26 protein-coding genes are annotated in these 25626 nt (G+C 46.0%); 4 read left to right on the forward strand and 22 right to left on the reverse strand.

Annotated elements, in window-relative coordinates; translation table 11 throughout:
* Window positions 1–4: 4 nt before the first annotated feature.
* The 4 genes from CXK86_RS16260 to tkt form a co-directional block, all read right to left on the reverse strand.
* Window positions 5–637, reverse strand: coding sequence for a YigZ family protein (locus CXK86_RS16260; RefSeq protein ID WP_036669098.1), 633 nt, complete (start codon window positions 635–637; stop codon window positions 5–7).
* 176 nt (window positions 638–813) lie between these two features.
* Complete coding sequence (locus tag CXK86_RS16265) at window positions 814–2169, reverse strand: glucose-6-phosphate isomerase (RefSeq protein ID WP_017689982.1); 1356 nt, start codon at window positions 2167–2169, stop codon at window positions 814–816.
* Window positions 2170–2405: 236 nt separating this feature from the next.
* On the reverse strand, window positions 2406–2723 hold the full coding sequence (ppnP, locus tag CXK86_RS16270; protein WP_017689983.1) for a pyrimidine/purine nucleoside phosphorylase: 318 nt from the start codon (window positions 2721–2723) through the stop codon (window positions 2406–2408).
* 149 nt (window positions 2724–2872) lie between these two features.
* Window positions 2873–4915 (reverse strand): transketolase, encoded by a 2043-nt coding sequence (tkt, locus tag CXK86_RS16275; RefSeq protein ID WP_076251558.1) that lies wholly within the window; start codon window positions 4913–4915, stop codon window positions 2873–2875.
* Between the two features lie 436 nt (window positions 4916–5351).
* On the opposite strand from tkt, the gene CXK86_RS16280 reads away from it, so the two are divergent.
* Entirely contained in the window at window positions 5352–5831 is a 480-nt protein-coding gene (locus tag CXK86_RS16280) for a hypothetical protein (RefSeq protein WP_076251557.1), read from the forward strand.
* A 74-nt stretch (window positions 5832–5905) separates the two neighbouring features.
* Here the strand turns inward: CXK86_RS16280 and purU are convergent, their stop codons facing one another.
* Both purU and CXK86_RS16290 read right to left on the reverse strand, forming a co-directional pair.
* Window positions 5906–6799, reverse strand: coding sequence for a formyltetrahydrofolate deformylase (gene purU, locus CXK86_RS16285; protein ID WP_017689986.1), 894 nt, complete (start codon window positions 6797–6799; stop codon window positions 5906–5908).
* Window positions 6800–6841: 42 nt separating this feature from the next.
* Complete coding sequence (locus CXK86_RS16290) at window positions 6842–7948, reverse strand: deoxyribonuclease IV (RefSeq protein WP_036669096.1); 1107 nt, start codon at window positions 7946–7948, stop codon at window positions 6842–6844.
* Between the two features lie 170 nt (window positions 7949–8118).
* On the opposite strand from CXK86_RS16290, the gene CXK86_RS16295 reads away from it, so the two are divergent.
* Both CXK86_RS16295 and CXK86_RS16300 read left to right on the forward strand, forming a co-directional pair.
* Window positions 8119–8586 (forward strand): DUF2621 domain-containing protein, encoded by a 468-nt coding sequence (locus CXK86_RS16295; protein ID WP_036610792.1) that lies wholly within the window; start codon window positions 8119–8121, stop codon window positions 8584–8586.
* Between the two features lie 159 nt (window positions 8587–8745).
* The gene (locus tag CXK86_RS16300) at window positions 8746–9657 is read left to right on the forward strand and encodes a TIGR01777 family oxidoreductase (RefSeq protein ID WP_076251555.1); all 912 of its coding nucleotides are present in this window, start codon (window positions 8746–8748) and stop codon (window positions 9655–9657) included.
* Window positions 9658–9669: 12 nt separating this feature from the next.
* Here the strand turns inward: CXK86_RS16300 and CXK86_RS16305 are convergent, their stop codons facing one another.
* From CXK86_RS16305 to CXK86_RS16380, 16 genes are all read right to left on the reverse strand, one after another.
* Window positions 9670–11442 carry a DUF6382 domain-containing protein gene (locus CXK86_RS16305; protein ID WP_076251553.1) on the reverse strand — a complete coding sequence of 591 codons (1773 nt, stop codon included), beginning with the start codon at window positions 11440–11442 and terminating at the stop codon, window positions 9670–9672.
* Window positions 11443–11491: 49 nt separating this feature from the next.
* Window positions 11492–12007 carry an A24 family peptidase gene (locus CXK86_RS16310; protein WP_076251552.1) on the reverse strand — a complete coding sequence of 172 codons (516 nt, stop codon included), beginning with the start codon at window positions 12005–12007 and terminating at the stop codon, window positions 11492–11494.
* 11 nt (window positions 12008–12018) lie between these two features.
* Window positions 12019–13050 carry a hypothetical protein gene (locus tag CXK86_RS16315; protein WP_076251740.1) on the reverse strand — a complete coding sequence of 344 codons (1032 nt, stop codon included), beginning with the start codon at window positions 13048–13050 and terminating at the stop codon, window positions 12019–12021.
* Between the two features lie 29 nt (window positions 13051–13079).
* Window positions 13080–15356, reverse strand: coding sequence for a hypothetical protein (locus tag CXK86_RS16320; RefSeq protein WP_257467877.1), 2277 nt, complete (start codon window positions 15354–15356; stop codon window positions 13080–13082).
* Window positions 15289–15963, reverse strand: coding sequence for a TadE/TadG family type IV pilus assembly protein (locus CXK86_RS16325; RefSeq protein WP_076251550.1), 675 nt, complete (start codon window positions 15961–15963; stop codon window positions 15289–15291). The genes CXK86_RS16320 and CXK86_RS16325 overlap by 68 nt, the downstream gene beginning before the upstream one ends.
* Window positions 15947–16135 carry a Flp1 family type IVb pilin gene (locus CXK86_RS16330; RefSeq protein WP_036669085.1) on the reverse strand — a complete coding sequence of 63 codons (189 nt, stop codon included), beginning with the start codon at window positions 16133–16135 and terminating at the stop codon, window positions 15947–15949. Before CXK86_RS16330 ends, CXK86_RS16325 begins: the two co-directional genes overlap by 17 nt.
* Before the next feature lie 11 nt (window positions 16136–16146).
* The gene (locus CXK86_RS16335; protein WP_047842033.1) at window positions 16147–17016 is read right to left on the reverse strand and encodes a type II secretion system F family protein; all 870 of its coding nucleotides are present in this window, start codon (window positions 17014–17016) and stop codon (window positions 16147–16149) included.
* A 12-nt stretch (window positions 17017–17028) separates the two neighbouring features.
* A complete protein-coding gene (locus CXK86_RS16340) occupies window positions 17029–17772 on the reverse strand; it encodes a type II secretion system F family protein (RefSeq protein ID WP_076251735.1) in 744 nt (247 codons plus the stop codon).
* Window positions 17773–17812: 40 nt separating this feature from the next.
* Entirely contained in the window at window positions 17813–19117 is a 1305-nt protein-coding gene (locus tag CXK86_RS16345) for a TadA family conjugal transfer-associated ATPase (protein ID WP_101314092.1), read from the reverse strand.
* On the reverse strand, window positions 19114–20331 hold the full coding sequence (locus CXK86_RS16350) for a nucleotide-binding protein (RefSeq protein ID WP_076251547.1): 1218 nt from the start codon (window positions 20329–20331) through the stop codon (window positions 19114–19116). The genes CXK86_RS16345 and CXK86_RS16350 overlap by 4 nt, the downstream gene beginning before the upstream one ends.
* Window positions 20332–20492: 161 nt before the next feature.
* Window positions 20493–20876, reverse strand: a complete 384-nt coding sequence (locus CXK86_RS16355) for a VOC family protein (RefSeq protein WP_017690000.1) — start codon at window positions 20874–20876, stop codon at window positions 20493–20495.
* A gap of 209 nt (window positions 20877–21085) precedes the next feature.
* On the reverse strand, window positions 21086–21949 hold the full coding sequence (locus tag CXK86_RS16360) for a DUF6612 family protein (RefSeq protein WP_036669080.1): 864 nt from the start codon (window positions 21947–21949) through the stop codon (window positions 21086–21088).
* Window positions 21950–22048: 99 nt separating this feature from the next.
* Window positions 22049–22471, reverse strand: a complete 423-nt coding sequence (locus CXK86_RS16365; protein WP_076251545.1) for a thiol-disulfide oxidoreductase DCC family protein — start codon at window positions 22469–22471, stop codon at window positions 22049–22051.
* A gap of 188 nt (window positions 22472–22659) precedes the next feature.
* The gene (locus CXK86_RS16370) at window positions 22660–22938 is read right to left on the reverse strand and encodes a hypothetical protein (RefSeq protein WP_036610814.1); all 279 of its coding nucleotides are present in this window, start codon (window positions 22936–22938) and stop codon (window positions 22660–22662) included.
* 99 nt (window positions 22939–23037) lie between these two features.
* Window positions 23038–23283 (reverse strand): zinc ribbon domain-containing protein, encoded by a 246-nt coding sequence (locus CXK86_RS16375; protein ID WP_036610816.1) that lies wholly within the window; start codon window positions 23281–23283, stop codon window positions 23038–23040.
* 210 nt (window positions 23284–23493) lie between these two features.
* On the reverse strand, window positions 23494–23913 hold the full coding sequence (locus CXK86_RS16380; protein WP_036610819.1) for an organic hydroperoxide resistance protein: 420 nt from the start codon (window positions 23911–23913) through the stop codon (window positions 23494–23496).
* Between the two features lie 400 nt (window positions 23914–24313).
* Between CXK86_RS16380 and CXK86_RS16385 the strand changes: the two genes are divergently transcribed.
* Window positions 24314–25609 (forward strand): Nramp family divalent metal transporter, encoded by a 1296-nt coding sequence (locus CXK86_RS16385; RefSeq protein WP_036669231.1) that lies wholly within the window; start codon window positions 24314–24316, stop codon window positions 25607–25609.
* Window positions 25610–25626: the final 17 nt, after the last annotated feature.

Consider the following 25626-nt stretch of genomic DNA (forward strand, 5'->3'; position numbering starts at 1 on the left):
TATTTTATTCCCCTTCAATAAAATAAAGCCGCTGTCCCTCCGTGATCCGGGATTGCCCTTGCGTCAAATCCGTGATCCAGGCTATAAAAGCCTCGGTTTCACTATCCGGCGGAAGACAAGTCAACGTAACCTTATCGGTGAATCCAGTTTCACCTGTACGGACTTCCCGGCTTCTTAACTCATTTTCCACTTTACCCAGCCACGTATAATCCAGTTCAACAAACACTTCACGATGCAGCACGTTGGTAATGGCTTCTCCGGCTTCAATGGCTGCTACAGCTCCATCCGTATAAGCACGAATTAACCCGCCAGCTCCAAGCATAATTCCCCCGAAGTATCGCGTAACCACAATTGCCACATTTTTTAATTTCTGATTTTTGATCACTTCAAGAATGGGTTTCCCTGCTGTTCCGCTGGGTTCACCGTCATCGGATTGCTTCTGGATCTCGTCCCGCTCCCCAATCATGTATGCAGAGCAGTTATGAGTGGCATTCCAATGTTTTTTCTTGATCTCATCGATGAAGGCAACAGCCTCTTCCTCTGTCGTGACCGGCATAATATGACCGATAAATCGCGACTTCTTGATTACAATTTCCAGATTGCCCGGTCCTCGAACCGTGCGATAACGTTCAATCATCCTAAATCCAACTTTCTGATCTTTTCCTGAGTCCATTTTACAAGAAAGCAGTTCACCGCGCGAACGCGGACGAACTGCCCTGGTTATCTACATCCGGGAACCCTGCATCTTACACAAACAGTGATTACCGGTTAGAATTACATTACCTTATTCAACTATATGAGCAGACCGATGAATTATTCGGAAAGTCTCGCTTCGAGCGCTGCTTTCTCTTCTTCAAAGCCTGGTTTGCCCAGCAATGCGAACATATTTTTCTTGTAAGCTTCCACGCCTGGTTGGTCAAATGGATTGACGCCCAGCAGGTAGCCACTGATACCGCATGCTTTTTCAAAGAAGTATACCAGATATCCGAAAGAATATGGAGTCATATCTGGAATGTTCACAATCAGGTTTGGTACTTGACCATCTGTATGTGCAAGCAGTGTTCCTTGGAACGCTTTTTTGTTAACAAAGTCCATAGTTTTGCCTTCAAGGAAGTTCAAACCATCCAGATCGTCCGGATCGGATTTGATTGAGATATGCTCAGCAACTTCAGTAACCTGGATAACAGTTTCGAAGATATTCCGGCTACCTTCCTGGATGAATTGACCCATGGAGTGCAAGTCTGTAGAGAAATCAACGGATGCAGGATAGATCCCTTTGTAATCTTTACCTTCACTCTCTCCAAACAGTTGTTTCCACCACTCGGACACGAAGTGCAGGGATGGCTCATAGTTTACAAGGATCTCAGTGCCTTTGCCTTTGCGATACAATGCGTTACGAACAGCAGCATATTGATATGCTTCATTCTCAGCTACGTTCGGGTTGCTGTATTCTTTGGATGCGTCAGCCGCACCTTGCATCATTTCTTCGATGCTGATACCCGCTGCTGCGATTGGCAGCAAACCTACAGCTGTCAGAACGGAGTAACGTCCACCTACATCATCCGGGATAATGAAAGATTCGTATCCTTCTGCATTTGCCAGTTCTTTCAATGCACCACGTGCTTTGTCTGTTGTAGCATAGATGCGTTTGCGAGCTTCTTCTTTACCATATTTCTCTTCCAGTGCTGCACGGAAGATACGGAAAGCAATTGCCGGCTCTGTTGTTGTACCGGATTTGGAGATAACGTTGACGGAGAAATCTTTGCCTTCAACCAGATCCAGCAAATGAGTTACATATGTGGAACTGATATTGTTTCCTGCAAAATAGATTTCAGGCGTTTTGCGTTTGTCTTTTGGCAGATTGTTATAGAACGAGTGAGTCAGCATTTCAATCGCTGCACGTGCACCCAGGTATGATCCACCGATACCGATAACAATCAGTACTTCGGAGTCGCTTTGGATTTTGGCAGCCGCTTTTTGAATGCGAGCAAACTCTTCTTTGTCATAAGCCGTTGGCAGGTCAATCCAGCCCAGATAATCGGAGCCTGTTCCTGTTCCGTTGTGAAGCTGCTCATGAGCCAGACGAATCGGTTCTGCGAAATAATCCACTTCGTGCTGATTTACAAATTGCAATGCCGTGCTATAGTCAAATGTCACTTTTTTTGCCATGATCTCAAAAACCTCCTGATTTCGATTATAGTGCGTGTTCAAACTTTGTAATCAAAAGCGGACTTTTTGAACAACCTCTTATATTATGTCCGTATTCCATTCTAAACAACTTGCCTTAAGGATACTTCAAATCCACGGGGCTGACAAGCTTGCAGCTCGAACTTTGTCGTTAGAATTCAAGAAGCAAAAAGGGTAAACCGAATCCGCGGGTTGCGGTTCTGCTTACCCTTCTTATGTTATTCCGCCGGGTACGAGCAGACGTAGTCAGTAACGCTGCGTATCTCCAGTTTAAATTTGGATTCGGCAGGCACGTGGAACGTAGCTTGACCTTGAATCTCTTGCCACTCTTCTTCTCCGGGAAGCAATACTTTCAGATCTCCAGACAGAATCTCCATAATTTCACGGGAATCCGTACCGAACTCATAACTGCCTGGAAGCATGATGCCCAGAGTCACTTTGCTGCCATCCCCCAAAATAACCGTTCTGCTGGTTACCTGACCATCATAATAAATGTTGGCCTCTTTCACTACACTGACTTGATCGAATTGTGACATGCGTACCCGCTCCCCTGAAGTTAATGAAAACAAAAGGCAAAACAGATCAAGGCGATAACGAGTCACCGCCCATCTCTGCGGAAATAAATTACTGCCATGGATCAGGACAGCATGACGCCCTCCCAATCATAGCAGCGCTTATGAAGCTATTACAGCAATGCTTTTACGCGGCTAACCACGTTATCCACCGTAAAGCCATACTCTTGGATAACACGGTCGCCAGGCGCGGATGCACCAAATGTGCTGATTCCGAGAATGTCACCTTGATCTCCAACATATTTCTCCCAGCCCATTGGATAAGCCATTTCAATCGCAAGACGAGCTTTAACATCCGGAAGAAGAACGGACTCTTTGTAAGCTTTGTCTTGTTTCTCGAACAGATCCCAGCTTGGCATGCTGATTACGCGAACTTGGATGCCTTGTTCTGCAAGTGCTACTTGAGCTTTAACAGCCAATTGCACTTCAGAACCTGTAGCGATAATTTGTGCTACCGCTTTGCCATCTTTTGCATCAGAGACAACATAAGCACCACGTTTCACGTTCTCACGTGAACCTTCAACCGTACCTTCCAGGATCGGCAGGTTTTGACGAGTGAGTACGAGTGCAACCGGGTTGCTCTTGTTCTCAAGCGCGTAAGCCCAAGCAGCCGAAGTTTCATTACCATCAGCCGGACGAATAACCGTCAGGTTAGGAATGATACGCAGGGATGCCAATTGCTCGATCGGTTCGTGCGTAGGACCGTCTTCACCAACAGCGATACTGTCGTGAGTCAGAACGTACGTTACAGGCAATCCCATCAGGGCAGCCAGACGAACAGCCGGACGCAGGTAATCGGTAAATACGAAGAACGTACCTCCGAATACTTTCACACCGCTGTGCAGTGCCATACCGTTCATTGCTCCAGCCATACCGAATTCACGGATACCGAAGTAGATGTTACGGCCGGAGTAATCTTCAGGTGTGAAGTTCTCCAGGTTGTTCAAGTGAGTCATTGTGGAGCTTTCCAAGTCAGCAGATCCACCTGTCAGTTGTGGCACGTTGTGCGCCAGACCATTCAGAGCGTTACCGGATGCTACACGAGTGGAAAGAGCTTTGTCTGTTGCTGCATATTTAGGAAGATCACGGTCCCAACCTTCTGGAAGGTCGCCGTTAATCGCTGTTTCGAATTGAGCTGCCAGCTCAGGGAAAGCTTTTTTGTACTCGGCAAATTTCTCGTCCCAAGCTTTGTTAGCAGAGATACCACGATCTTTCACTTGTGCAAAGTGATCGCGAACTTCAGCTGGTACGTGGAAGTTTTCTTCGTAAACCCATTTGTAATACTCTTTAGTCAATTTGGCTTCGTCTGCACCCAGTGGAGATCCGTGAGTACCGCCGTGGCCGCCTTTACCTTGTTTGTTCGGGCTACCATAACCGATAACCGTTTTAACTTCGATCAGTGTAGGACGCAGTGTATCTGCTTGACCTTCCTGAATTGCTTTTTCGATTGCAGGCAGATCGTTACCATCTTCAACGCGCAGCACTTGCCAGCCATAAGCTTCAAAACGCTTCGCGATGCTTTCGGAAGAAGACAGATCCAATTTACCATCCAACGTGATGTCATTGGAGTCGAACAACATGATCAGTTTGCCCAAGTGCAAACGTCCAGCAAGGGAAGCTGATTCATGAGATACACCTTCCATCAAGTCACCATCACCACAGATTGCGTAAGTGTAGTGGTCAACTACGTTGAATTTGTCTTTATTGTATGTTGCGCCCAGTTGAGCTTCAGCCATCGCCATACCTACAGCCATTGCAATACCTTGACCCAGTGGGCCTGTAGTTGCATCAACACCTGCAGTATGTCCGAATTCCGGGTGACCCGGAGTTTTGCTTCCCCATTGACGGAACTGTTTCAGTTCTTCCATTGGAAGATCATATCCGCTCAGGTGCAGCAAGCTGTACAGCAACATGGAGCCATGTCCTGCAGACAGGACAAAACGGTCCCGGTTAACCCAAGTTGGGTGGTCCGGGTTATGAGTCATCGTTTTTGCAAAAAGTTGGTACCCCATTGGAGCGGAGCCCATAGGCATACCCGGGTGTCCGGAATTTGCCTTCTCAATTGCATCAATCGCCAAAGTACGTACGGTAGTAATCGACAGGTTGTCGATTGTAGTGTTCTCGTCCTTTTGAATCGCTTCGTTCTTGTCAGTCATGGTTTGTCCTCCTCATGTCTTTAGATAAGTCGGGTGCGCAAGCGAATCCCTCTCATCATACAAGCAAACCGAATTTCACAATAAGTGAATCCGCTTGAGTGTTTCATTTTGACTTATTCACTTTTGTATTGTATCACTTGGCGTGAAGCTTTTCCATAACCTTCTTTTAGAAGTTCGTGAAAAATCGGTGCTCTGTGATGAATATTCCTTGGCCTATCAAGCAAAAATCGTACTGTACAAGGTACTAAATTCCAAAAACAGACTTAAGGCGCCTCGCAAATCCATCGCATGAAGTATAACCTTTAACCTGAAAACCATGCATTTTTTAGATATTCATCCTCAATTCACATATAATGTTCCTGAATATGGATTCGAAAGTCGGGCTGTGGTTTACTTTTTTCAGATGTACACGCGTCAATCATAGGAGGTCGCGATTATGCCAGATCCTGCTGCTCACCCATCAACATCGCTAAAACACTCATTACCCTGGATATCTGGTATTTTAACGGGGATTCTCTCCGGAGTTGTCCTGGGATTTTTCCTCAAAATGATTCAGGCCAACACAGGTGAACAAGTATATACCCTGCTGCTGAATATTGATTTTGTGCCTGGTCTTCCACCAACCTTACCCGAAATCATTGAATTTTCTCTGCATCTAATCGTGTCCGTTGTCATCGGTATCTTCTATCTGTGGTGGGTAAGGCATTCAGGCCGCCCTATGATCAAAGGAATTTTACTTGGTGCGGTCTCGTCCTTGCTCTATATCCCACTCTCTCAAATGTCATCACGTGTGCCAGACCTATACGATGTGTCCGCCATCCTCTACTGGATTGTTGGACATCTGCTGTTTGGTATTGTGCTTGGCTTGTGCGGAAAGTATATCAACACAACAAAAAAAGCGACTCCCGCTTCGTAAACGAATTGGGGTCGCTTTATTGTTAGTCTATTACGTGGTTCCGAATCAACCTTGCACAGTATTAAAGCGTGAGCTTAAAATACAACGGTTTTATTTTCGTGAACAAGCACGCGGTCTTCGACATGCCATTTCACGGCACGTGCGAGCACAACACGCTCAATGGTACGTCCAATACGCTTCAGCTCGGTTACATCGTCCCCGTGGCTTACACGCTGCACATCCTGTTCAATAATCGGGCCGCCATCCAGTTCTTCCGTAACATAGTGCGCTGTCGCACCGATTATTTTGACACCGCGGTTGTACGCCTGCGCATACGGTTTACCACCCACGAAGGCTGGCAGGAACGAATGGTGAATATTAATGATTCGATTGCGGTAGTGCTCAATGAACATCGGAGAGATAATCTGCATGTAACGAGCCAAAATGATCACATCCACATCGTTGCCGATGACGTCCAGTTGGCGCTGTTCCGCTTCTTTCTTCGTATCTGCTGTAACTGGGATATGATGATATGGAATGCCAAATGATTCTACATAATCCTTCATGTCCAGATGGTTGCTGACCACAAGAGCAATATCGGCATCCAGATCGCCTGCCTGCCATTGCCACAATAATTCAACCAGACAGTGATCTTCTTTGGATACAAAGATAGCCAGTTTCTTCTTGCGGCTAACCGCAGATAACGTCCATTCCATTTGGAAACGGCTTGCCACTTCTGCAAAATCGGCTTCCAGTTTCGGCAAATTGACCAACAATTGCGGAAGATCAAACTCAATTCGCATAAAGAACATGCCGCCAGCAGGGTCCATTGTATACTGGTCCGACTGAACAATGTTTGCACCATGCTGGTGTAGGAAATGAGATACGGCAGCTACAATTCCTGGACCATCAGGACAGGAAATAAGCATGCGCGCACGATCGGCGCGGTTTTTAGAATCAGGGCGTACTTGTTTAGCGTGGATCTCCATCGGGTTATTCTTCCTCCTTCAATTAAGCCATGACCTGCGGGATTAACCCGCAAGCCATGCAATCAAGCGATGATTCAGTTGTTCTTCATTCAAATGCGGGAATAGTGCAGCTTCAGTCACCATGTCATAGAGGCGTTCCAGCGGTTCGCGCGGATCTGCCTTTTTGGCTTTGGCATCATTTTTGAGCAACGTCCACACATCCAGAATATACGAACGAGACTCAATCTCTTTACCTTTGAAAAAGTGTTGCAACTGTTCTACTTCAGTCAGGAATTCCTGGCCAAATCGACCGGCAACATCCCCACGAAGCAGCGCAATCTCAACCTCATACATTGGACGCTGTGTCTTGGACTCTTTACCAATCCAAGGTGTCTCCAGAATAAATGGACGTCCTTGAAGCTTCTCATGGTTGACGATGCTGTTAATCGCTTCAAACCCGATCCAGCCAGAGCCAATTGGTGTATGACGGTCCTTGTGCGCACCCACAGCATTCTTACTATCATTAATATGCATTACGGCAATGCGGTCAAGTCCTACCGTACGATCGAATTGTTCCAGTACACCGTCAAAATCATTAACGATATCATATCCGGCATCATGAATGTGACATGTATCCATACACACAGTCAGGCGCTCGTTATATGTTACTTTCTCGATAATCTGAGCGATCTCTTCGAAACTGCGACCCATCTCCGTACCTTTGCCAGCCATGGTCTCCAGAGCGATGTTCACATCCGTGTCTTTCACACCCTCCAGCACTTCATTCAATCCTTCTGCGATCCGTCCGATCCCATAGTGGGCATCTTTGTCTGTAAATGCGCCGGGATGTAATACGATGTTCTTCACACCAATAGCATGTGTCCGACGAATCTCTTCCTGAAGGAAATCTACAGCCAGTCTAAACGTATTATCTTTGTATGAGCCAAGATTAACAATGTACGGTGCATGGACAACGATATCTTCCATTCCACCCTCTTGCATGGCAACCTTGCCTTCTTCAATATACATGGACTCAATTGGCTTGCGACGTGTATTCTGTGGTGCACCCGTATATATCATAAACGAACTGGAACCGTACGAGGACGCTTCCTTCGTTGCACTCAATAATCCCTTGTCCGAAAAGGACACGTGGGAGCCGATTTTCAGCATTATTGATCCCCCTTATTCTGAATTATCCCTTATTCTAACGCGATTATCGAAATAAATCTAGAAATGCGCTATAATTCGGGATAGAGGCTATTTTTTACAGCTAATATGTGGAACATGGGTAGGCGGAATCCGTCTTTCCGTGAAAATCAATGAACCGAGGTGACTCCGCAATGATTTTCGACTCCTACGCGATAATACTGAACAGCTATTCCCCCAGCAATTGGTTTATGAATACGATCGCATTCTGGACTTTTTTATTGCTAGGCAGCATGTGTATCGGTGGATTTTTCATGATGCGCAAGTTTTTGAAAGTGCTACCAAAAGCAGACGGAAAGTCCAAACTGGATTGGCAGAATTATTGGGTTGAAGCCAGCCGTCACTTATGGACAGATGAAGCCAAAGCTTTTTTGGATCAACTAGTGGAGCCTGTGCCCGGGCCATTTCGTGACATCGCCAAACATTCCATTGCTGCAGAGATCGGTAAGATTGCAGTCGAAGACAATGCCACGGAAGTATCGAGAGATCATTGCATCAAAGGATACATTATTGCCACACCGAAGCGGGACAATAAGTTTTTGGTAAAATTTTTGGAGAAAAACAAAATCGATTATTCCCCTTATCAACATTTGATTAAATAAAATAAAAGATGAGTTAAGTGGCATATAGATTTGGTTAATTAGATACAGATATGCTCCGTCAGGTAAGTTGTTCCCAACAGGCATTGCTTACCGTACGGGGCTGTTTGTCGATCCAACGGTATGTATCAGCGCAGTGAAAATACAGAGAGGATGTTTGATATGAAAATTGCCATTTGTGGAGGTACCGGATTTGTAGGAGGAGCACTTGTAGATTACTGGTTGCAAGCCGGGCACCATGTGAAAGTTATTACACGAAAACTGCCTGACTTGCATAATCCAAGTAAAAATCTTACATATATATCGTGGGAACAAGTCGAAGAACAACCTCACTTGCTGGAAGGTATGGACGCTCTCGTTAACCTTGCCGGAGAAACGCTGAATCAACGTTGGACAACCAAGGCGAAGCTGGAAATTGTTGAATCCAGAGTCACGACCGTAGCGCGGGTAGCCCGATTGGTAGAATCCCTTGAACAAAAGCCGGAAGTGGTCGTTCAGGCTTCTGCCATGGCCATCTATGGAACCTCTCCTAACGAAACCTTTGACGAGAGCAGTCCGCAAAAATCAATGAATTTCCCCTCCCGGGTCTCGGAACAATGGGAAGTTGCTGCAGATGCTATCAAAGATGTAAGACTCGTTAAAATCCGGGTGAGTCTGGTGCTTGGACATAAAAGAGGTGCTTTTCCATTGATGAAACTTCCTTATATGCTAGGTGTTGGTGGCAAGATCGGCAGTGGCAAGCAATGGACTAGCTGGATTCACATTATGGATATCGTAAGACTCATTGATTTTAGCATTCAAAATAAACAAGTGTCAGGTCCGGTCAATGCTTCCTCACCGAACCCTGTTACCAATGATGAATTCGGTCGTACGGTCGGTAAAGTGTATCATCGCCCTCACTGGTTCCCCGTACCCAGCTTCCTGATTAAAACCTTGGTCGGAGAACTATCCGTTGTCGTGCTTCAAGGGCAGAGAGTCATTCCGCAAAAAGCTCTCGACCACGGATTCCAGTTCACCTTCCCAACCTTAACCCAGGCACTGGAAGATCTGAAACACCGCGGCTTATCTGACTGATTGAACTATGTCTTATCCAACCGACCGATAAGTGTAGACTGATTCCGCAAGTGTAAATGTGTCTCCATCCGCCAATGGATACTCCTTATACGGAGCAAGAATATTGCCCTGAAGAATGGTTCCATTGACGGAACCCAGATCCTTAATCACATAGCCCGATTTGTTCCGGCTCAATTCCACATGAGCACGGGACACCCCGGTCGCTTTGTCCACCCACTGAACCATGTCTGCTGATCTTCCGATGACAAAAGATGCTCCTTGCACATCCATCCGTTCATGTTGGTCACTGCTTCCCGATCTTCGTTCAAGATAATAAAACGCCATCACCGGGCCTACCCCTGTAACATTACTTCCACTCAGATTCTGCAAATTCACGGTTGCCTCTGCAACTGCATCCTGTCGAATTAGCTCTGAAGTTGAAGCTACCGTTTCCACATGGCGTTGAACGAACGGTGGTTCGGAGTGTTCAGATGCCATATGCAAATTTTGAAAACGGGAATGCTCGCTACCACCTTCTGAGGCGGATGCAACCGTTTGGTTTATGCGTTCCACTGGCCTTTCAGCTGCATTCCAGCGCCAACTCTCCTGAAATTGCTCCTCTTCATCATCCGTCTGCTTACCTTTGTTCTTACCTAAATTGAATGAAAAAGACCGCTTATTCTCTGAGGCATTATGAGGGCTTCCCTTACGCTTCCACGTCCATCCTGCTACACCAAGCAAGCCAAGGCTGAGTACCATACACAGGATCATCTGCGTCTGTCCCGGTTGCTCCATGTAAATAAATCTCCATACCAATGCCATGGCAACCATACAGCCCAATATGATATAAGTTACTTTGGAAGATCCAGGCTTTTCCTCCACTTCCATATCAACACGCTCTAGCGAATCATACGAGTTACTTCCTTTCTTATCCATACCGTTTGAACTCTCTAATGGAACTTGCTCAGGTGAGCGCCTGCCTGGAAAGGTTCGAGATCTCACCGGAATGTCTTCAACCTCGAATTCACTTGTTTTCTGCGGCTGACGGAAATTTAGTTGCGGCCCTACACCAACATTTTGAACGGGAGGACCGGGTTGATATGGCCGAGAAGTACCAGTGGCTAGCCTGCTATCTCGCTCAGAAATCGACGAATGAAGATCACCTCTTGGATCATTGGGTGTGTCCAAAGTTCTGGACGAGAGAAATGCTGCGCCTCCTCCATTCTCTTGCTCGTCAGCGTATAACTCCAGCAGAAGCTCGCGCAACTGTCTGATATCCCAGCGTTCGTTGTCACATAACTGCAGAACACGCTGAATACCTTCTCCCTGCAGTTCCTGTACATGTGCCATCAATCTGATCACTAGTTCACGGAATTGCTGAGGTGTTGGATCAACTTCAACTGTATCCATGATTGGCACATATACCATTCCAAGTTCACCCTGTTCGAATGAACCGTTAATGAACAAAGACTCTTCCTGGATCAATAATTTACGAGGCTCCAACATATACTGTCGGCATTCCGTGAAGGCATCGGCTAGTTGGAACAACAAACCATACAGAACACGCAATTTGATTTTGCTTGACTTTAACATCTGAGATAACATCTTGTACCCTGATATGTCGTACTGCAAAGTTACATTTCGATCGACTTCCCGAATATGAACAGGAAGAAGTCGCGGAATCTGATTGGAGGACAACATCCCCATCTGTACACGGCTCAATTCCTCCATTCGTAACCCGTCTGCTTTCTCCAAAACCATGAACGCTCCGCCGTTACGAATAAAATCTCTCGTTAATCCATACATGCCAATCCTCTCTTTCCATTGTTATTCTCAAATTTCTCTACTTCTTCACTTAAGGGAAAAGTCCTGAGACAAGGACCGTGATAAATCCAGGTAACACCGCCAGCATAAACGGAAACTTCAATGTCTTCTCTTTGTTTACCAGCTTGAGCGAACCGAGCATGAAAAAACCTGCAAGACTACCTGCCATGCCTCGAATTCGTTTCGCTGAATCTTTACGGAATAGAAGTATTACTAGACCAATTGCGCCCGCGTACAAAACGGAGTAAATAATGACATGAATGCCAAAAGCAAGTCCCGTCCATGCGCCAATCCCACCAAACAATTTCACATCTCCTGCCCCTACGGCTCCAATCGCATACATCAGAAACAAAATGCCAAAACCTGCTGCAAATCCAGCGGCTGAGAACAAGAAACCATCCCAACCTCCCCATATGATGTGGGCCAATACGCCTGCAACAGTCACGGGTAAAGTCAATCGATTTGGAATTTTCATTGAACGAATATCTGTAATAAAAGCTGCAATGATGTATATGCCACAGGCAATGTAAAACCACTCCACCTCCATCATCTCCTCACTTATTTTCTGGAGGCCACGGTAAACGTAGTCTCCGTCTTGGCACCGTCCCCTGTCTCGACAACAAAACTCCATGTTCCTTCTGTTGTCCGAGTACCAACAAACCAATTCCATTCAATAATTCCATTCTCATCTGCGGTGGCCCAGCCGATGTGCTTCGCAGAACTTTCACCTGACTTGTAAAATATCGTTAAGTTGGCTGTCGCTCCTGGTTCTACCTTCACCTTAATCGTTGCATTGTTGCCTATGTATGCCGGGTCAGGCTTCGACAGTACCGTTGCTGAACCCGCAGTATCCCCGTCTCCTGCGCTGCCATCTGATCCTTCTCCGGTATCTCCAATCCATACCCGTTCTGCCGCAGCAGCCTGAATCCGAAGCCGTTTACTGAGAAAGGGGACTTTTATAGGCAATTCATAACTCAGTTCAAGTCGGAAATATGGATTTGTTTTGTTTTTGAGATCAGGTATCGAAATACCATTCACATGAACACGTTCCATATTAAGCAGCGTTGGCTCGATAAAAGGTCGAAGCAGCGGTTTTACCGTGGGATCAAGTACGGTTTCCAAGACGGATGTTTTGATCTCCTGTAGTGGCTGTTCACCACTGGCCGCCGCTGAACGTACCCAATCACTTAAAGGCTCGGGTAGAGAAGAAGCATAACCTTCTGCCCATTCCGTCAGTGATAACTCTGGTATCTTCCAACCCCCTCCTGAACCTTCTCCGCCAGCAGAATCAGAAGGTGTGAATGCAAGGGAAACGGGATATATTTTCGTTGACAATTGCTTCACCGCTTCACCCGCCGTGCTCTGTAACGCTGTGGAGATTAGAGTCATTTGCACTATGAAGATGAGAAACATGATAAAGAATATAAAGACAGGTAACACCAGTGAAGCTTCCAGAACCATGCTACCCTGTTCCTTTTTTTGAGAACATATCTGCTTTTTGAGAGACTTCAAACGCTGCAATCTGATTATTCGTGTTAAACGAATCTGCTTTTGTGCGCTTTCTTTTTCATAATGTTGCTGCTTATCCATAATCCCTCCACCGAAACGATCCTGATCATTCAATAGGAATAATCCGCCTTCCGCTCAATGAAAAATCGTCCATCTTCAACTTGGTCCGCACTACCCATAACTGCACCGATGCTTCTAACCACCCCTGGTAAAAACCACAGCTTGATGCTACTACGCATGTTACCCGAAGCATACGTCTGTTTCTCATCTGGATTCACACCGGTATTCATTCGAATTAGCGCCAGCATTCTGGACATTTTGCGTTCATTGTTGCTATGCATCAATAGGAACAATCGGAGATGGTCCCTGTACGTCAGTTTGACTTTGATATACTTGGACAATTCCACACTGCCCTCTTTTGCTAGTTTCACCATATCCGCGATGGCGTTTGTAATCCCGTATAAGATTGCCGCCGATAAAACCAGAAGTGGATTCCCAAGCTTGCTGTGCTCAATTAACCCTTCTGCCGTCCGAATAGCCAGCCGCATACCAAATATCTCCGCATATGCCGCAGCGATGTTACCCGAAGGATTATGAAACCCGTAAACGATATACTCCAGTTCCTGATTCTCCAGTTTGAAAACATCACCAGCATCTCCACTACCTTCAGTCCAGGTAAATAACTGACCAAAATCCATGGAGTTGAAATAGGCTAAAGCATATTCATTCTGAAACAATTCGTCGCCAAGACTGTCCAGCAGACCGGACATCCCGCCAAACAAACTGTCCATCCCTTTCATGGCATCGCCACCAGAGTCATAGGGATCTCCAGCAATCTCTGCCTTTTTGGCTTCCTCACGACTAGCCTCGTTAAAAGCAATATTAGCGTTGTAATATTCCTCCAACTGTTTGAAAGCGTCCATGGAACCCGAGCTTCCATTCTGAATCTGCGACAAGATTCGTTTGACTTCCTTCAATTTCCCTTTGGATTCTTTGTCATTTGCTTTGCGCTGGGCATCCGACCCACGACCACTCTCCAGCTGCTGTTTACTCTGTTGGATGAGATTGGAAGGACCGCTACGTACATAGGTGTCAATATATCGTTCCGTAACCTGACTTGCCTGTCTGACCGCCGGTTTAATCGGAACACCGCTCATGGCCGTGACACTGCGAAGCTGTGTATTCAATTCCATGTTGTCTCTTCTGACGTTAGAGAAGTCCGAATTCTGGGAAACAACCCGTGCCTTCAATTGATCAAATAGGCTATCTGCCCTCACAAGCTCCGAAGCAAGAGAACGCGTGCTTTTAGCTTCACTGCCTGATCCAGTAGATGCAGGACTCGTTCCAGGCAAACTCGAGTTGCCCACGTTGTCATAGCTCGCATTCTGCGAACGGTTCTCCCCCTCCGCGATCACACGTTTCATTTCCTCATTAACTTTGCGCGCTTCTTCGATTTTGGACTGTGCTTCCTCCAGCTTTGTTTGATGGGCCTGTAACGCGGGCTGTATGATCATGCTGATGCCTGTCACCACATTACCAACACCAGTCCGATAACGAGCCAGTTCCAATATGTATTGTTGCTCTCTGAATGGCAGTCCCTCATCCGCCTGTTTCTTGTTCAGATAATCTGCATAACGTGCCGCTGCCTCGGCAGCTGTCTCTGGTGTATCTTCCAGCATCTCTTCATAGATGGCCTGTGAAGGCGGGTCCATGATCAACTTTGGAAGATTCTTCAGTTTCTCCGCGGATTCTGTCTGATTGGCAATGGCTTCATCCAGTAATTCTTCACGTTTGTCATATAACTTCTGTAATTTTTTCAGCAAGTCTACCGTGTGCGCGGCTTCCTTCATCTCGTCTGATATCGGTTTGAACCGATTGATCACTTCAAGGGTAAAATCAACCGGAGCCCGATACTTCATATCCTCCTGAATCTGGCGATTAAATATATCGTATCTGCCCAGTTCACGCTCCATGCTCAGCGAAGTTGTATCCCACTGGATATCCAGAATGGGGAATCCATCTTTTACAGCTGAAGGCTTCACGCTATCATTCAACACTTTAGCCATAATTGCATCCCCACTGCTGTCGCCATACCCGAATAGACCATACTCCCGGAGTGATGTGTCATAGGCTGACATGACGGATCTCATCGCAGCATGAGTCATGCGTTCGGTCTGCACCTTGAATGCCGCTATACGAGCGTAATCAATAAATATTGCGACAAACATATAAACTCCGGCCAATATTAATATTAAAAAAAGGGTTACGGCTCCCGACTCACCGTCTTTTTTTCTAAACAGCTCCGCCCTCCTCCTTTTCTCACTTTTTGCTTTTGCCAAAATGCTGCACAACCAGTCCGGCTTCTGCCGCTGTACTGGTCGCCGCACCGCCTTTCCCTTTAAACTTGGCTGCATAATACCGGATTAAATCTACCGTTCGAATGAATTCAACCGGTTCAACAACTGCGGACGATCCTTGAGTGAGGACACGGTTACCTGAATCGAACAAAAAAGAAGGAAGAGGCAAAGAAATTACTTGTTCCAGCTTGGTTGTTACTTTCCGCTGAATCAGAGAATTCTGATACTCAATCGTTCCTTTCATAGCTGAGGGCATATGTTGCACCGCTTGTGCTAATTTCTGTTCCGAGAGATTGCCACCTTCACCACCAGGTATAGAGACGCTAACCTGATTATCCGCTCCCGCCCAGCCAAACAGTGCTCCAAGCATACGATCGTCCGTCAGTCTCCAGTACAGATTGTCATGTTCTCCAACACCATATTCACCCGTCATCGCCTGTTTGTGGCTGTTGTCCCAGCTATAGGCTGCACGTTCCGAAGCTGCATAAGCATGTTGATTCAAGAATGTCTTTTGATACATGTACATGGTGAAAAAAAGCAATAACACAAGAATAAACAGCACAACAGGGAAGATCAGGGAAGCTTCAACGGTGAAGCTCCCTTCTTCCTTTTTGAACTTGTTATTCGAAAAATTCATTACTTTTATTACTCACATTAGTTAACAGTCTCTCTACCAACGTCTTAATTTGGTTTTTAAAAATCAAAGCAATAATGATAATAACCCCGATAATCAGAATCAGTTCCAACGTGCCGAGTCCGTCCTCTTCTTTCCAAAATGCGCTTACCTTGTTTTTTAACACTTCCATCATCCCAATTCCTCCTACATATTCATCATCATAAAAGCAGGTGCCCCGATCATGACCACAATCGTAAAAAAGATCAGTACCATTGGAAACACCAGTTTGGAAGAAGCCTGTTCTCCCTTCGCCCGACTGACAGCCTTGCGTTTCTCCCACAACACATGTGACAGATCCCGCAGCGCCAATACAAAGTCACCTCCCCCACGTCGGAAATTCAGCAGCACTGTTGTCGTAAAAATCGTCACTTCCTGTACGCCGCAGCGACGACTGAACTGTTCAAATGATTGTTGAAAAGAGTAACCATTATTCCAATCCCCCACCGTCTTTCTGAGTTCGTTGTACAACGGATGATTCCGTTCCCCCTGGCTTGTCACACAGTGAACGATGGCACGTTGCACGGTTTCCCCTGCGCCAACCAGCAGTACAATTCGGTTCAGTAGCTCAGGCAGTTCCATAAGAATATCCTGGTCTCTTCGCTGCACCTTTGTATTGAGGTCTTTGTAGAGCGCAAAAGGCAACGCTGCACCGAGCGCGAGCCCACCCACCATACCTCCGATGCCCATATCTCCAACGAGTGATAACAGGCAGCCCACCAGCAGCATGAGCCACGTGTAGGTCAACATCTCGGCGCAATACAGCATCGTTTTCTCTCCACTGTGCTGTATGCCGTACATTTTCTGAATGGCATGTTGCATTCGAAACATGAGCACTGGCAATCTGCGTCCAATCTCGAACTTGTCCAATATAAACAGGAAGGGACCATGCAATTTTTTCAGTCGTAATCCTTCCATATCCAGCTTGCGCAGATGCCGGTAGGTCTGCCCCCGGGTTCGATCCAGCACCAGCCATCCCGCTCCGAGCATCCCTGCGACTATAACGGGAAGCAGCATCGTTTCAGCTCCTTATACTTTGATATCCATAATGCGATTAATCCACATATAACAGCAGGCGAGTACTACCAATGCTCCACTAGAGATGAGGTACCCCATCCCGCTATATAACGGCTCCATAAAGTCCTTGGCGGTCAGATTGAGGAATATCAGAAAAATAAATGGAGCGGCAAACATCACCTTTGATTCGAACTTTTTCTGCGATACCGCGACCATAATATCCTGCTGAATATCCAGCTTCTCACCAATCACCGCAGAGGTACGACGCACAACCTCAACCAGATCCCCGCCAGTTCGTTTGCACGTAATGAACACATCTGCAAAGTTCGTAATATCTTCAATCTGCGCCCGATCCGAAAAATCCTGTAGTGCCTCTTCAATTGGTTGTCCATACTCCATCCGTGTCCGCAATATCGTGAACTCACGAATCAGATCGGTATCCGCTTCCGGGTTCAACATCCGCAGATCCTCCACGGATTCCTTGAATCCATTTTCCACCGATTTTCCTGCGGCCAGTGCCGAAGATAATGCATATAACGCTTGCTTAAAATGTAAACTGAGTGTCATTCTTCTTCGTTCCAACAGCACTTTAGTCCAATGTTTTGGTACCCATATGCAACCCGCAGCCAGGATCGCTCCAGCCAACCAGTGATGGTAGAACAGAATTCCGATGCCAAAAAACAGCAGACCACTAATCAGCATACAGACCATTCGTTGTCTCCGGGAAAGCGTATATACGGTGTAATCCGTCAACATCTGTCTGGCTTCACCCAACAGTAATCACCTTCCAATGGCTTTAATTCATGTTGTTATCTGATGAATCTATTCCAACACTATATTGTTCTATGTATTCATCCAGCCATTCCCCGAGCCCAGCCATCTGAATTTTATCCACCTGATTCAACTTTCCAACCTGCACTAACCCGCCAATAATTTTGCCTTCACGCTCTTCTTGTTCCTGGAAACGAAACAGTGGATTCAGCATAACCTCACCGTCCTGCATGCCAATCACTTCACTAATCTCTGTCACCCGCCGTGAGCGGTCTCGTAGCCGGGACAGATGTACAAAAATATCGATTGCTGAACTAATCTGCTGCCTTACAACCGCAATAGGAAGATCCGCACCGCTAAGCACCATCGTTTCGAGTCTGCTGATCATGTCCGAGATGGTATTGGCGTGCCCAGTTGATAAGCTTCCATCATGTCCTGTGTTCATGGCCTGTAACATATCCAGCGCTTCTGCGCCCCTGACTTCCCCAATCACAATCCGGTTCGGACGCATCCGTAAGGAAGATTTGATCAGATCCCGAATAGATATCTGTCCCTTGCCTTCGGTGTTTGCATTCCGCGTTTCCAGTGATACCAGATTGGGTACCGTAACAATCTGTAACTCAGCCGAATCCTCAATGGTAATAATCCGCTCATCGGCAGGGATGAACTGTGATAATGCGTTCAGAAAGGTCGTTTTTCCCGATCCGGTCCCACCTCCAATGAAGATGTTGTATTTGCTCCGTACCAACTGCTGCAATAATTCTGCCGCTTCTTCATGCAGGGCTCCCTTTTCAATCAGATCAGACATCTTCATCGGTTCACTGGGGAATTTACGAATCGTCATCGTGGGTCCTTTCAAGGCAATAGGAGGCAACACGATATTGACCCGCGAACCATCCTTTAAACGGGCATCTACGATTGGAGAAGACTCATTCACAATCCGGTTTACCCCGGACACAATCATCTGGATGATATCCTCGAGCCGTTCCCTGGACTCAAATTCAAGGGTGATCTGGCTGACTTCACCTTCCTGCTCCACAAAAATCTCCTTGTGACTATTGATCATAATTTCCGTAATATCGGGATGATCCACAAGTGGCTGCAAAATATCCAATCCACGAAAGGAATCAAACAATCGCTGTACCAGCGTATGACGCTCTCCTGAGGTCAGATCATCCAGCTTCGGGTCGGTGAGAACTTTGCGTTCTATCCCCTGCCACAGTTCATCATCTCCTGCGGAAGAGGTTAAATCGAGGCCAGCCCTGACTTCCCTACGCATCATCTGAAACTGTTCTTCACGATCCAGTATTCTATTGGATGAATCCGTCATAACGCCCACCGATCCTGCTTCTGAATTCGTCCGGTCTGCTTCAATTCTTCTTCGCCATCTTGTACCAGCATGGCACATAATCTCTTCACTTCACGTTGGAAGATCGGAGAACTAAGCATGACTTCCTCCTGACTGAGTTGCTTCCAAGAAGGGATATAGGGCAACACTGCATCCAGATGCAGATCAGGGCGTGGAAGTGCATTGACGACATTGTCCCGATATTTGTTAACCACAAAGCGTGAACGCTCGAGCATACTTTCATACAAATCTGGCTTCGTACGCTCAGCATGCTGTAACCATTGTCCCCAACGATGCATGGCAGATATATCATCCTCAACCAGCCAGACAAATGCATCTGCAGTATCCAGCACCCCTTCACTGCGCCCATCCCAACTGGAATCCCCATCCAGAATCAGCACGTCATACTGTCCACAATCTGTTAAATAACGAAGCAGATTCGACGTATCCTCACGAGTCATTTGCAACAGTTCTTTCCGATTCGATAATGGCCAGAACACATCGGATTTCAGCGCTTCATGCCGGACCACATATCCGTCTACGCCCTTCGATTGTAACTGTAACTGCTTGCCGGATTCTTTTCTGCCCACCTTCAGATCGTATAACAGGCGTGACAATCCCGTCTCCGTATCCGGGTGACGCTGCCCACTTCTAGTAAGTCCCTTTTCCAGAAACGGGAGCGTACTGTCCAGCGTCTCCAGATTAAGATAGAGAACAGCATATCCTGCAAGTCCCAATTGCTTCGCCATATGCAGGGCCACTGCCGTTTTGCCACTTCCACCCGAAGCGGATACTACACCGATGGAGAGAGTCTCTTGCCCTGGATGGTGAACCTTCTTACGGCGCGGCTGCCGGCAAGCATGCATCACAGCATCCAGCAAAGCAGGCAAGGGTTGATATTTCATCAGCCGCTTAGCCTCATCCACCTCCTCCATCCCTTCACTAAGCATTAGCCAAGGTACACCTGATACTTCTCCCCCGTTATTCAGCCAGTCATTCAGAAACTCCGGTTCCGCAATAACCAGATCCGGTAATTCTCTACCTTCTTGCTCTTTCATGTGATCCTTGAACGAATCCCCTTGGGAGAATGCTGTGAAACGCACATGAAGACCAGATGAATTTCCCTGTACATAATCAAGCCAGGCGCTAATGTAATCTCTATCTTTTGAAACCAGAACAACCTTCAGTACAATCAACTTTTCCTTCCCTCCCTGTCAAAAAGCACAAAAAAGCACCGTCCAATAACCGCATGAGTATGCGATATTTGGACGGTGCTTCCGTCACGTGCTATGAATGTATGGATAATATAGCATACAATTTCTGGGGGAGCAAGGGATTTATTCTAACCCTTTTTCCCTTAAGAGTTGTACGGTGAATCGAACTCAATAATGTTACGGTCCGGATCAAGCACAAAAATCTGCGCGAATCCAGCCACACTGTCAGGTCTTGCTTCATACTCAATTCCCTGCTGCTCCAACCAGGCTATAGTCCCTGAATAACTGGTGACCCAGATCGCAAAGTGACCGTCTGTAGTATCAATACCCGCTTCGCGTAACGTGTGACCCTCCGGGTGCTGAAGCAGATGAAGCTGCTGACTTCCGATAGCATACCATGTACCTGTGGAGCGGAAAGGAGGACGTTCAATCTCCTGCATGCCCAGTAACCCCGAATAGAATTTTTTCGCGATTTCCAGATCACGTACAGCCAGACTAACATGGTGAATGTGTGCATATTCAATCATCTTATATCTCCCCTCTCTACTTCAATATGACTATACTATAACACCTTCAACCCTGACCATAATCTCCGCTAAACAGAAAAACACCCCTGATTCTAATCCGGTAAACCTCTCGGCTCACACAAATCTAGTTCAGAGGTGCCCTACAAACGGCATACATTGATGCTCGCTTACCGCATTAAATCATCTTCAGCACATTTGGCATAACCAAATTATTTAGCGCTATCCAATGCTTCTTGTGGAATCTTGATCTCTTCCACTTGATCGTGGTTAGAAAATGTACTGTTCATCTTCATGTCCATCGTCATTTTCTGTCCATTCTGTTCCATCTCCATGACCATGTTTACATCCGTACCTGCAGGCAGATAGGTTTCCTTGTTAATCATATATTTCATCTTCATGCTTGTAATATTCATTTGTTCAAGCATCGCTTGGGTCTGGGCATTCGATCCGTTTTGCTCCATCACGGCTTTGGCCAGTTCCTTTACGTTATCACCGGATACATTAGCGTTAATGACATAATTGTCGCCATCTTCTGTAACTTCGGTGTCTTCCTCAATCTTTTTGAACTGATCCAATTCACCTTCTGGATTCATGCTTGCTTTCATCTGCTCCACCAATTCTTTGGTTTGAGCTTCAGGAATTTTAACCCATTGTTCTCCCACTTGTGAATAGATCGTATCTGAAGTGATGTATTGCTTTACATTCTGCGCTTCCTGCCCAGACATTTCCATTTTCATCTCTTGATAGATCATCATTGGATCTTTGATGATATCCATTTTGAGCGATGTTTTAACCTGTTGATCCTGTGACTGTTCACCAGCATCCAGTTTCAGATTCTGATCAATGTTTGCTTCAGTTGTGAAGCTTTTCATTTCTTTGGTTGCTGCATTCGTTTTGGTAATCAACTCATCCAGGGTAGGGATCTTTGTTTCCTGCTCCGCAGGTGTATTACCCTCGTTAGATGTTTCATTGTTGGTCGCTGGCGGCGTTGCCGTGTTGTCTGTGTCGTTTCCGCATGCTGCCAAGCTTACTGCTAATAATGCCCCGATAATTAATGTAGTCCACTTCTTCAAGTTGTTTTCCTCCCAAAATAGATATGATCTGTAGTCATTACCCAATTATTTCCGCTATTAATCATCAAATTTGGATACAATGTGTCGCACGAGACTTTTTCACAGAAATCGATCTTTGATCTCCGGTGTAGGCAACATACACGCTTCATCCTTGCCAAACCAGCGATAACGGTTGCGAGCAACCCAGTTATAGACTGCATTACGAATAAATTTCGGTATCATGATGAACACATATAACAACGGATAAGGAAACTTTAGACCCTTAGCCAATCGCAGTGCGGCGGTTGAACGTGTATAGTATTTTCCATTTTCAATCAGCACAAAGGTGTCCATACTATCTGTCGACAAATTGCCTTTCTTCAGCAATTCCTTGGCTACATCCGATTGAAGCGATGCAAAATGATATTTTCCTTCCGGGTCACGCTTGATAATCCATTTGGTTAAGCCCTGGCAGAAGTGACAGACACCATCCACCAGTACGATCGGATGTCCCTGATGCACATCTGTTTGATTTGCTGTCATATTGGCTGCCTCCTATTGTTGCGGTTAGAGTAACTTACCCAATCTGGGCCTTCTTGTTCACTAATTCTAAATTTATTTCTAGAGGTAGTTCAAAAAGACTGAACACCGCTCTTTTTGAACACGCATAAATGGGAAATATAAAGAAAAAGAGCGCAGGCATTGTGCCCACGCTCGTATCTGTCCGACAATTATTCCGTAACTGCCTTTTCCATCCATTGGTCATCGATCATCTGTTGATGCAGGTCACTTGCCCACTGGTCCATACATTTGCAAATGAAATCTTTGCGACATACTGGACAAGGGGTTTTCTGCAGACGGCTGATATTGGTCATCTTCCATTCCGGTGAACGGGTGTAGAATACACGGCATTTTGTACCGTCTACCAAATTCATTTTGAATTCATACAATCCGTCTTCCTTGTTACCATAAGCTAATTCTAAATCTGCAATACGCGGTCTATAAGACATGGATATCACCTGTTTAATTCAAATTTGGTTCATGCAATGACACTACTCAGTACTAAGTTATATTAAAGAAAATTCAGATCAATGTCAACTCGCGCATGTCTACCCGCCAAACAGAATATCCAGAATCGTCCCTACCTGTCCCTGTTTTTTCCCTTTCAAGACATCCGGATCAAATACTTCAACATACCCGCAGGAAGCACAAGCCACGAACAGGTAGTGATTATGCTGTATATCAAACATCTTACTCAGGCCTGCTCCTGACATGGAAACTTCCTTAATGTTACAATCCGTGCCCCTGCATTTTGTACACACAAATCGCCGCTCGATCATCTCTTCAATACTCATCTTCGTTCCCCCTTTATGGAATGTGTAGCATGAAGTGAGAGTGCAATTATGTAAAATAGTACGCGATCTGGCATCTAATCTCCTGCATCATGTCCTTATATGATAATCAACACAAAACCCTGCCGATTGCCAGCAGGGCTTTGTAGTCGAACATCAGGTATCTGGGATAACCTGCTCTATATGTTCCCTTTACTTACCAGGAGTCAAATCTTAAACTACGTTTAATACAACATCAATGTTGCCGCGTGTTGCTTTGGAATATGGACAGAAATCATGCGCCTTGCGGGCCAGTTCCTCTGCTTGACTGTGATCTACACCAGGCATGCTAACGTCCAGACGAACAGACAGCTGAAAACCGTCATCCGCAGGGTCTTTACCAATGGATACGTTACTTGTAACGACCACATCCTCCAATTTCACACCTGCTTTGCGTGCTACATTGGCAAGGGCACTTTCATAACATGCTCCATATCCAGCGGCAAAAAGTTGCTCAGGGTTAGTACCTTCACCACCGGAGCCACCAAGCTCTTTTGGCATTTTCAGATCATGCTTAAGCACGCCATCCGAAGAAGTCACCGAACCTGTACGTCCACCTTTAACTGTCGCTACTGCTGTATATAAAGCTTCCATTCAGAATCTCTCCCTTATCCATATAGTTTTTTACTGCCTTCCTTTCAATTTAAACTTCTGGCTCATTTTGAAACGCAATTTTGTATCTTTATCAGCTTTTACAACTTTATTATTTTCATGCATTTCAATGCCATGGCTGTATTTTCCCTAAGGTTGGGTAATATACGAAGGGGCATATTCAAGCTACAACCGAAATTTTGTGCTGATACATAAAAGTTGCACTAGACAAAAATAATTGAAGGAGTACAATGTAACAATAAACATAAAAATTTAGATATATCATGAGCGGTTTGTACCGCATCAATATCTCCAAATCAATAATTCAAAGTCAGGTGATTATCGTATGAGTAAAAAAAATCCGTTCAACGCTCCTTCAAGAGAATCATTATCTACTGCGGGCATGGCCCCTTCCCTTGGAGAAGCACATAGTTCCATGAAAGTTCCGCAGAATGCTGCATGGTGGAAGAAATTCCTCGCCTTTGTAGGCCCAGGATACCTCGTTGCCGTAGGTTACATGGACCCGGGGAACTGGGCAACAGATATCGCAGGCGGCTCGCAGTTCGGGTATACCTTGTTATCCGTTATCCTGTTATCGAACCTGATGGCCGTTGTCCTTCAGTCGCTGGCTGGCAAGCTCGGTATCGTCACTGGACGGGATCTGGCTCAAGCCTGTCGTGAACGATTCAGCATGCCTGTTGTTATGATGTTATGGATTCTGTGTGAGCTTGCCATTGCAGCTACCGATCTGGCTGAAGTCATTGGTTCTGCCATCGCATTAAAACTGTTATTTAACATCCCCATGTTATACGGCGTTATCATCACCGCAGTTGATGTACTCCTGATTCTTGTTCTGCAAAACAAAGGCTTCCGCGCTTTGGAAACTCTCGTCATTGTGCTGATGGCAACAATTGCCCTCTGCTTCGGGATTGATCTGTTTCTGGCAAAACCGGATATGGGCGGTGTTCTCCATGGTTTTGTACCAAATGTTGAGATCCTGCAAAACCCGGCTATGCTCTATATTGCCATTGGTATTATCGGAGCAACCGTGATGCCGCATAATCTGTACCTGCATTCTTCCATTGTGCAGACCCGTCAGATCGAACAGACACCACAGGGCAAAAAAGAAGCCATTCGGTACTCGACCATGGATTCTACGATTGCGCTGACACTGGCCCTGTTCATCAATGCAGCCATCCTGATTGTATCTGCCGCTGTATTTCACAGTGCTGGTATGACGCAGGTTGCTGAGATCGCTGATGCCTATCATCTGCTGACACCTCTATTGGGTACTACGGTCGCAAGTATCCTGTTCGGTGTGGCGCTGTTAGCATCAGGTCAGAACTCTACCCTTACAGGTACACTCGCTGGGCAGATCGTTATGGAAGGTTTCCTGAACATTCGAATTCCGGCTTGGCTACGCAGACTGGTCACACGTCTGATCGCCATCATCCCGGCGGTAATTGTGACAGCCATTGCAGGAGAACATGGCACAGAAGAACTGCTCATTTTGAGCCAGGTCGTGCTGTCGCTTCAATTGCCCTTTGCTGTAATTCCCCTGGTGATGTTCACAAGTGATAAAAAAAGCATGGGTGCATTCGCCAACAAATTGTGGCTCAAAATCATCTCATGGGTCATTGCCGCGATTATCGTTGTGCTGAATGTATATCTGATCATTCAGACGATCCGGTTGTTCTAATCTCATTTTAATTGGCT

It is taken from the genome of Paenibacillus sp. BGI2013 (assembly GCF_002843485.1).
Lineage (GTDB): Bacteria > Bacillota > Bacilli > Paenibacillales > Paenibacillaceae > Paenibacillus > Paenibacillus amylolyticus.

Bases quoted from the DNA above. Each gene is read 5' to 3' on its own strand.
- CXK86_RS16265 (WP_017689982.1), bottom strand. From the start codon at position 2,169: ATGGCAAAAAAAGTGACATTTGACTATAGCACGGCATTGCAATTTGTA.
- CXK86_RS16325 (WP_076251550.1), bottom strand. From the start codon at position 15,963: ATGAATTTTTCGAATAACAAGTTCAAAAAGGAAGAAGGGAGCTTCACC.
- CXK86_RS16305 (WP_076251553.1), bottom strand. From the start codon at position 11,442: ATGTATGGATTAACGAGAGATTTTATTCGTAACGGCGGAGCGTTCATG.
- CXK86_RS16370 (WP_036610814.1), bottom strand. From the start codon at position 22,938: ATGTCTTATAGACCGCGTATTGCAGATTTAGAATTAGCTTATGGTAAC.
- CXK86_RS16280 (WP_076251557.1), top strand. From the start codon at position 5,352: ATGCCAGATCCTGCTGCTCACCCATCAACATCGCTAAAACACTCATTA.
- CXK86_RS16375 (WP_036610816.1), bottom strand. From the start codon at position 23,283: ATGAGTATTGAAGAGATGATCGAGCGGCGATTTGTGTGTACAAAATGC.
- CXK86_RS16330 (WP_036669085.1), bottom strand. From the start codon at position 16,135: ATGATGGAAGTGTTAAAAAACAAGGTAAGCGCATTTTGGAAAGAAGAG.
- CXK86_RS16365 (WP_076251545.1), bottom strand. From the start codon at position 22,471: ATGACAGCAAATCAAACAGATGTGCATCAGGGACATCCGATCGTACTG.
- tkt (WP_076251558.1), bottom strand. From the start codon at position 4,915: ATGACTGACAAGAACGAAGCGATTCAAAAGGACGAGAACACTACAATC.
- CXK86_RS16315 (WP_076251740.1), bottom strand. From the start codon at position 13,050: ATGGATAAGCAGCAACATTATGAAAAAGAAAGCGCACAAAAGCAGATT.
- CXK86_RS16310 (WP_076251552.1), bottom strand. From the start codon at position 12,007: ATGGAGGTGGAGTGGTTTTACATTGCCTGTGGCATATACATCATTGCA.
- CXK86_RS16260 (WP_036669098.1), bottom strand. From the start codon at position 637: ATGATTGAACGTTATCGCACGGTTCGAGGACCGGGCAATCTGGAAATT.
- ppnP (WP_017689983.1), bottom strand. From the start codon at position 2,723: ATGTCACAATTCGATCAAGTCAGTGTAGTGAAAGAGGCCAACATTTAT.
- CXK86_RS16335 (WP_047842033.1), bottom strand. From the start codon at position 17,016: ATGCTGCTTCCCGTTATAGTCGCAGGGATGCTCGGAGCGGGATGGCTG.
- CXK86_RS16290 (WP_036669096.1), bottom strand. From the start codon at position 7,948: ATGCTGAAAATCGGCTCCCACGTGTCCTTTTCGGACAAGGGATTATTG.
- CXK86_RS16340 (WP_076251735.1), bottom strand. From the start codon at position 17,772: ATGTTGACGGATTACACCGTATATACGCTTTCCCGGAGACAACGAATG.
- CXK86_RS16345 (WP_101314092.1), bottom strand. From the start codon at position 19,117: ATGACGGATTCATCCAATAGAATACTGGATCGTGAAGAACAGTTTCAG.
- CXK86_RS16300 (WP_076251555.1), top strand. From the start codon at position 8,746: ATGAAAATTGCCATTTGTGGAGGTACCGGATTTGTAGGAGGAGCACTT.
- CXK86_RS16380 (WP_036610819.1), bottom strand. From the start codon at position 23,913: ATGGAAGCTTTATATACAGCAGTAGCGACAGTTAAAGGTGGACGTACA.
- purU (WP_017689986.1), bottom strand. From the start codon at position 6,799: ATGGAGATCCACGCTAAACAAGTACGCCCTGATTCTAAAAACCGCGCC.
- CXK86_RS16385 (WP_036669231.1), top strand. From the start codon at position 24,314: ATGGCCCCTTCCCTTGGAGAAGCACATAGTTCCATGAAAGTTCCGCAG.
- CXK86_RS16355 (WP_017690000.1), bottom strand. From the start codon at position 20,876: ATGATTGAATATGCACACATTCACCATGTTAGTCTGGCTGTACGTGAT.
- CXK86_RS16295 (WP_036610792.1), top strand. From the start codon at position 8,119: ATGATTTTCGACTCCTACGCGATAATACTGAACAGCTATTCCCCCAGC.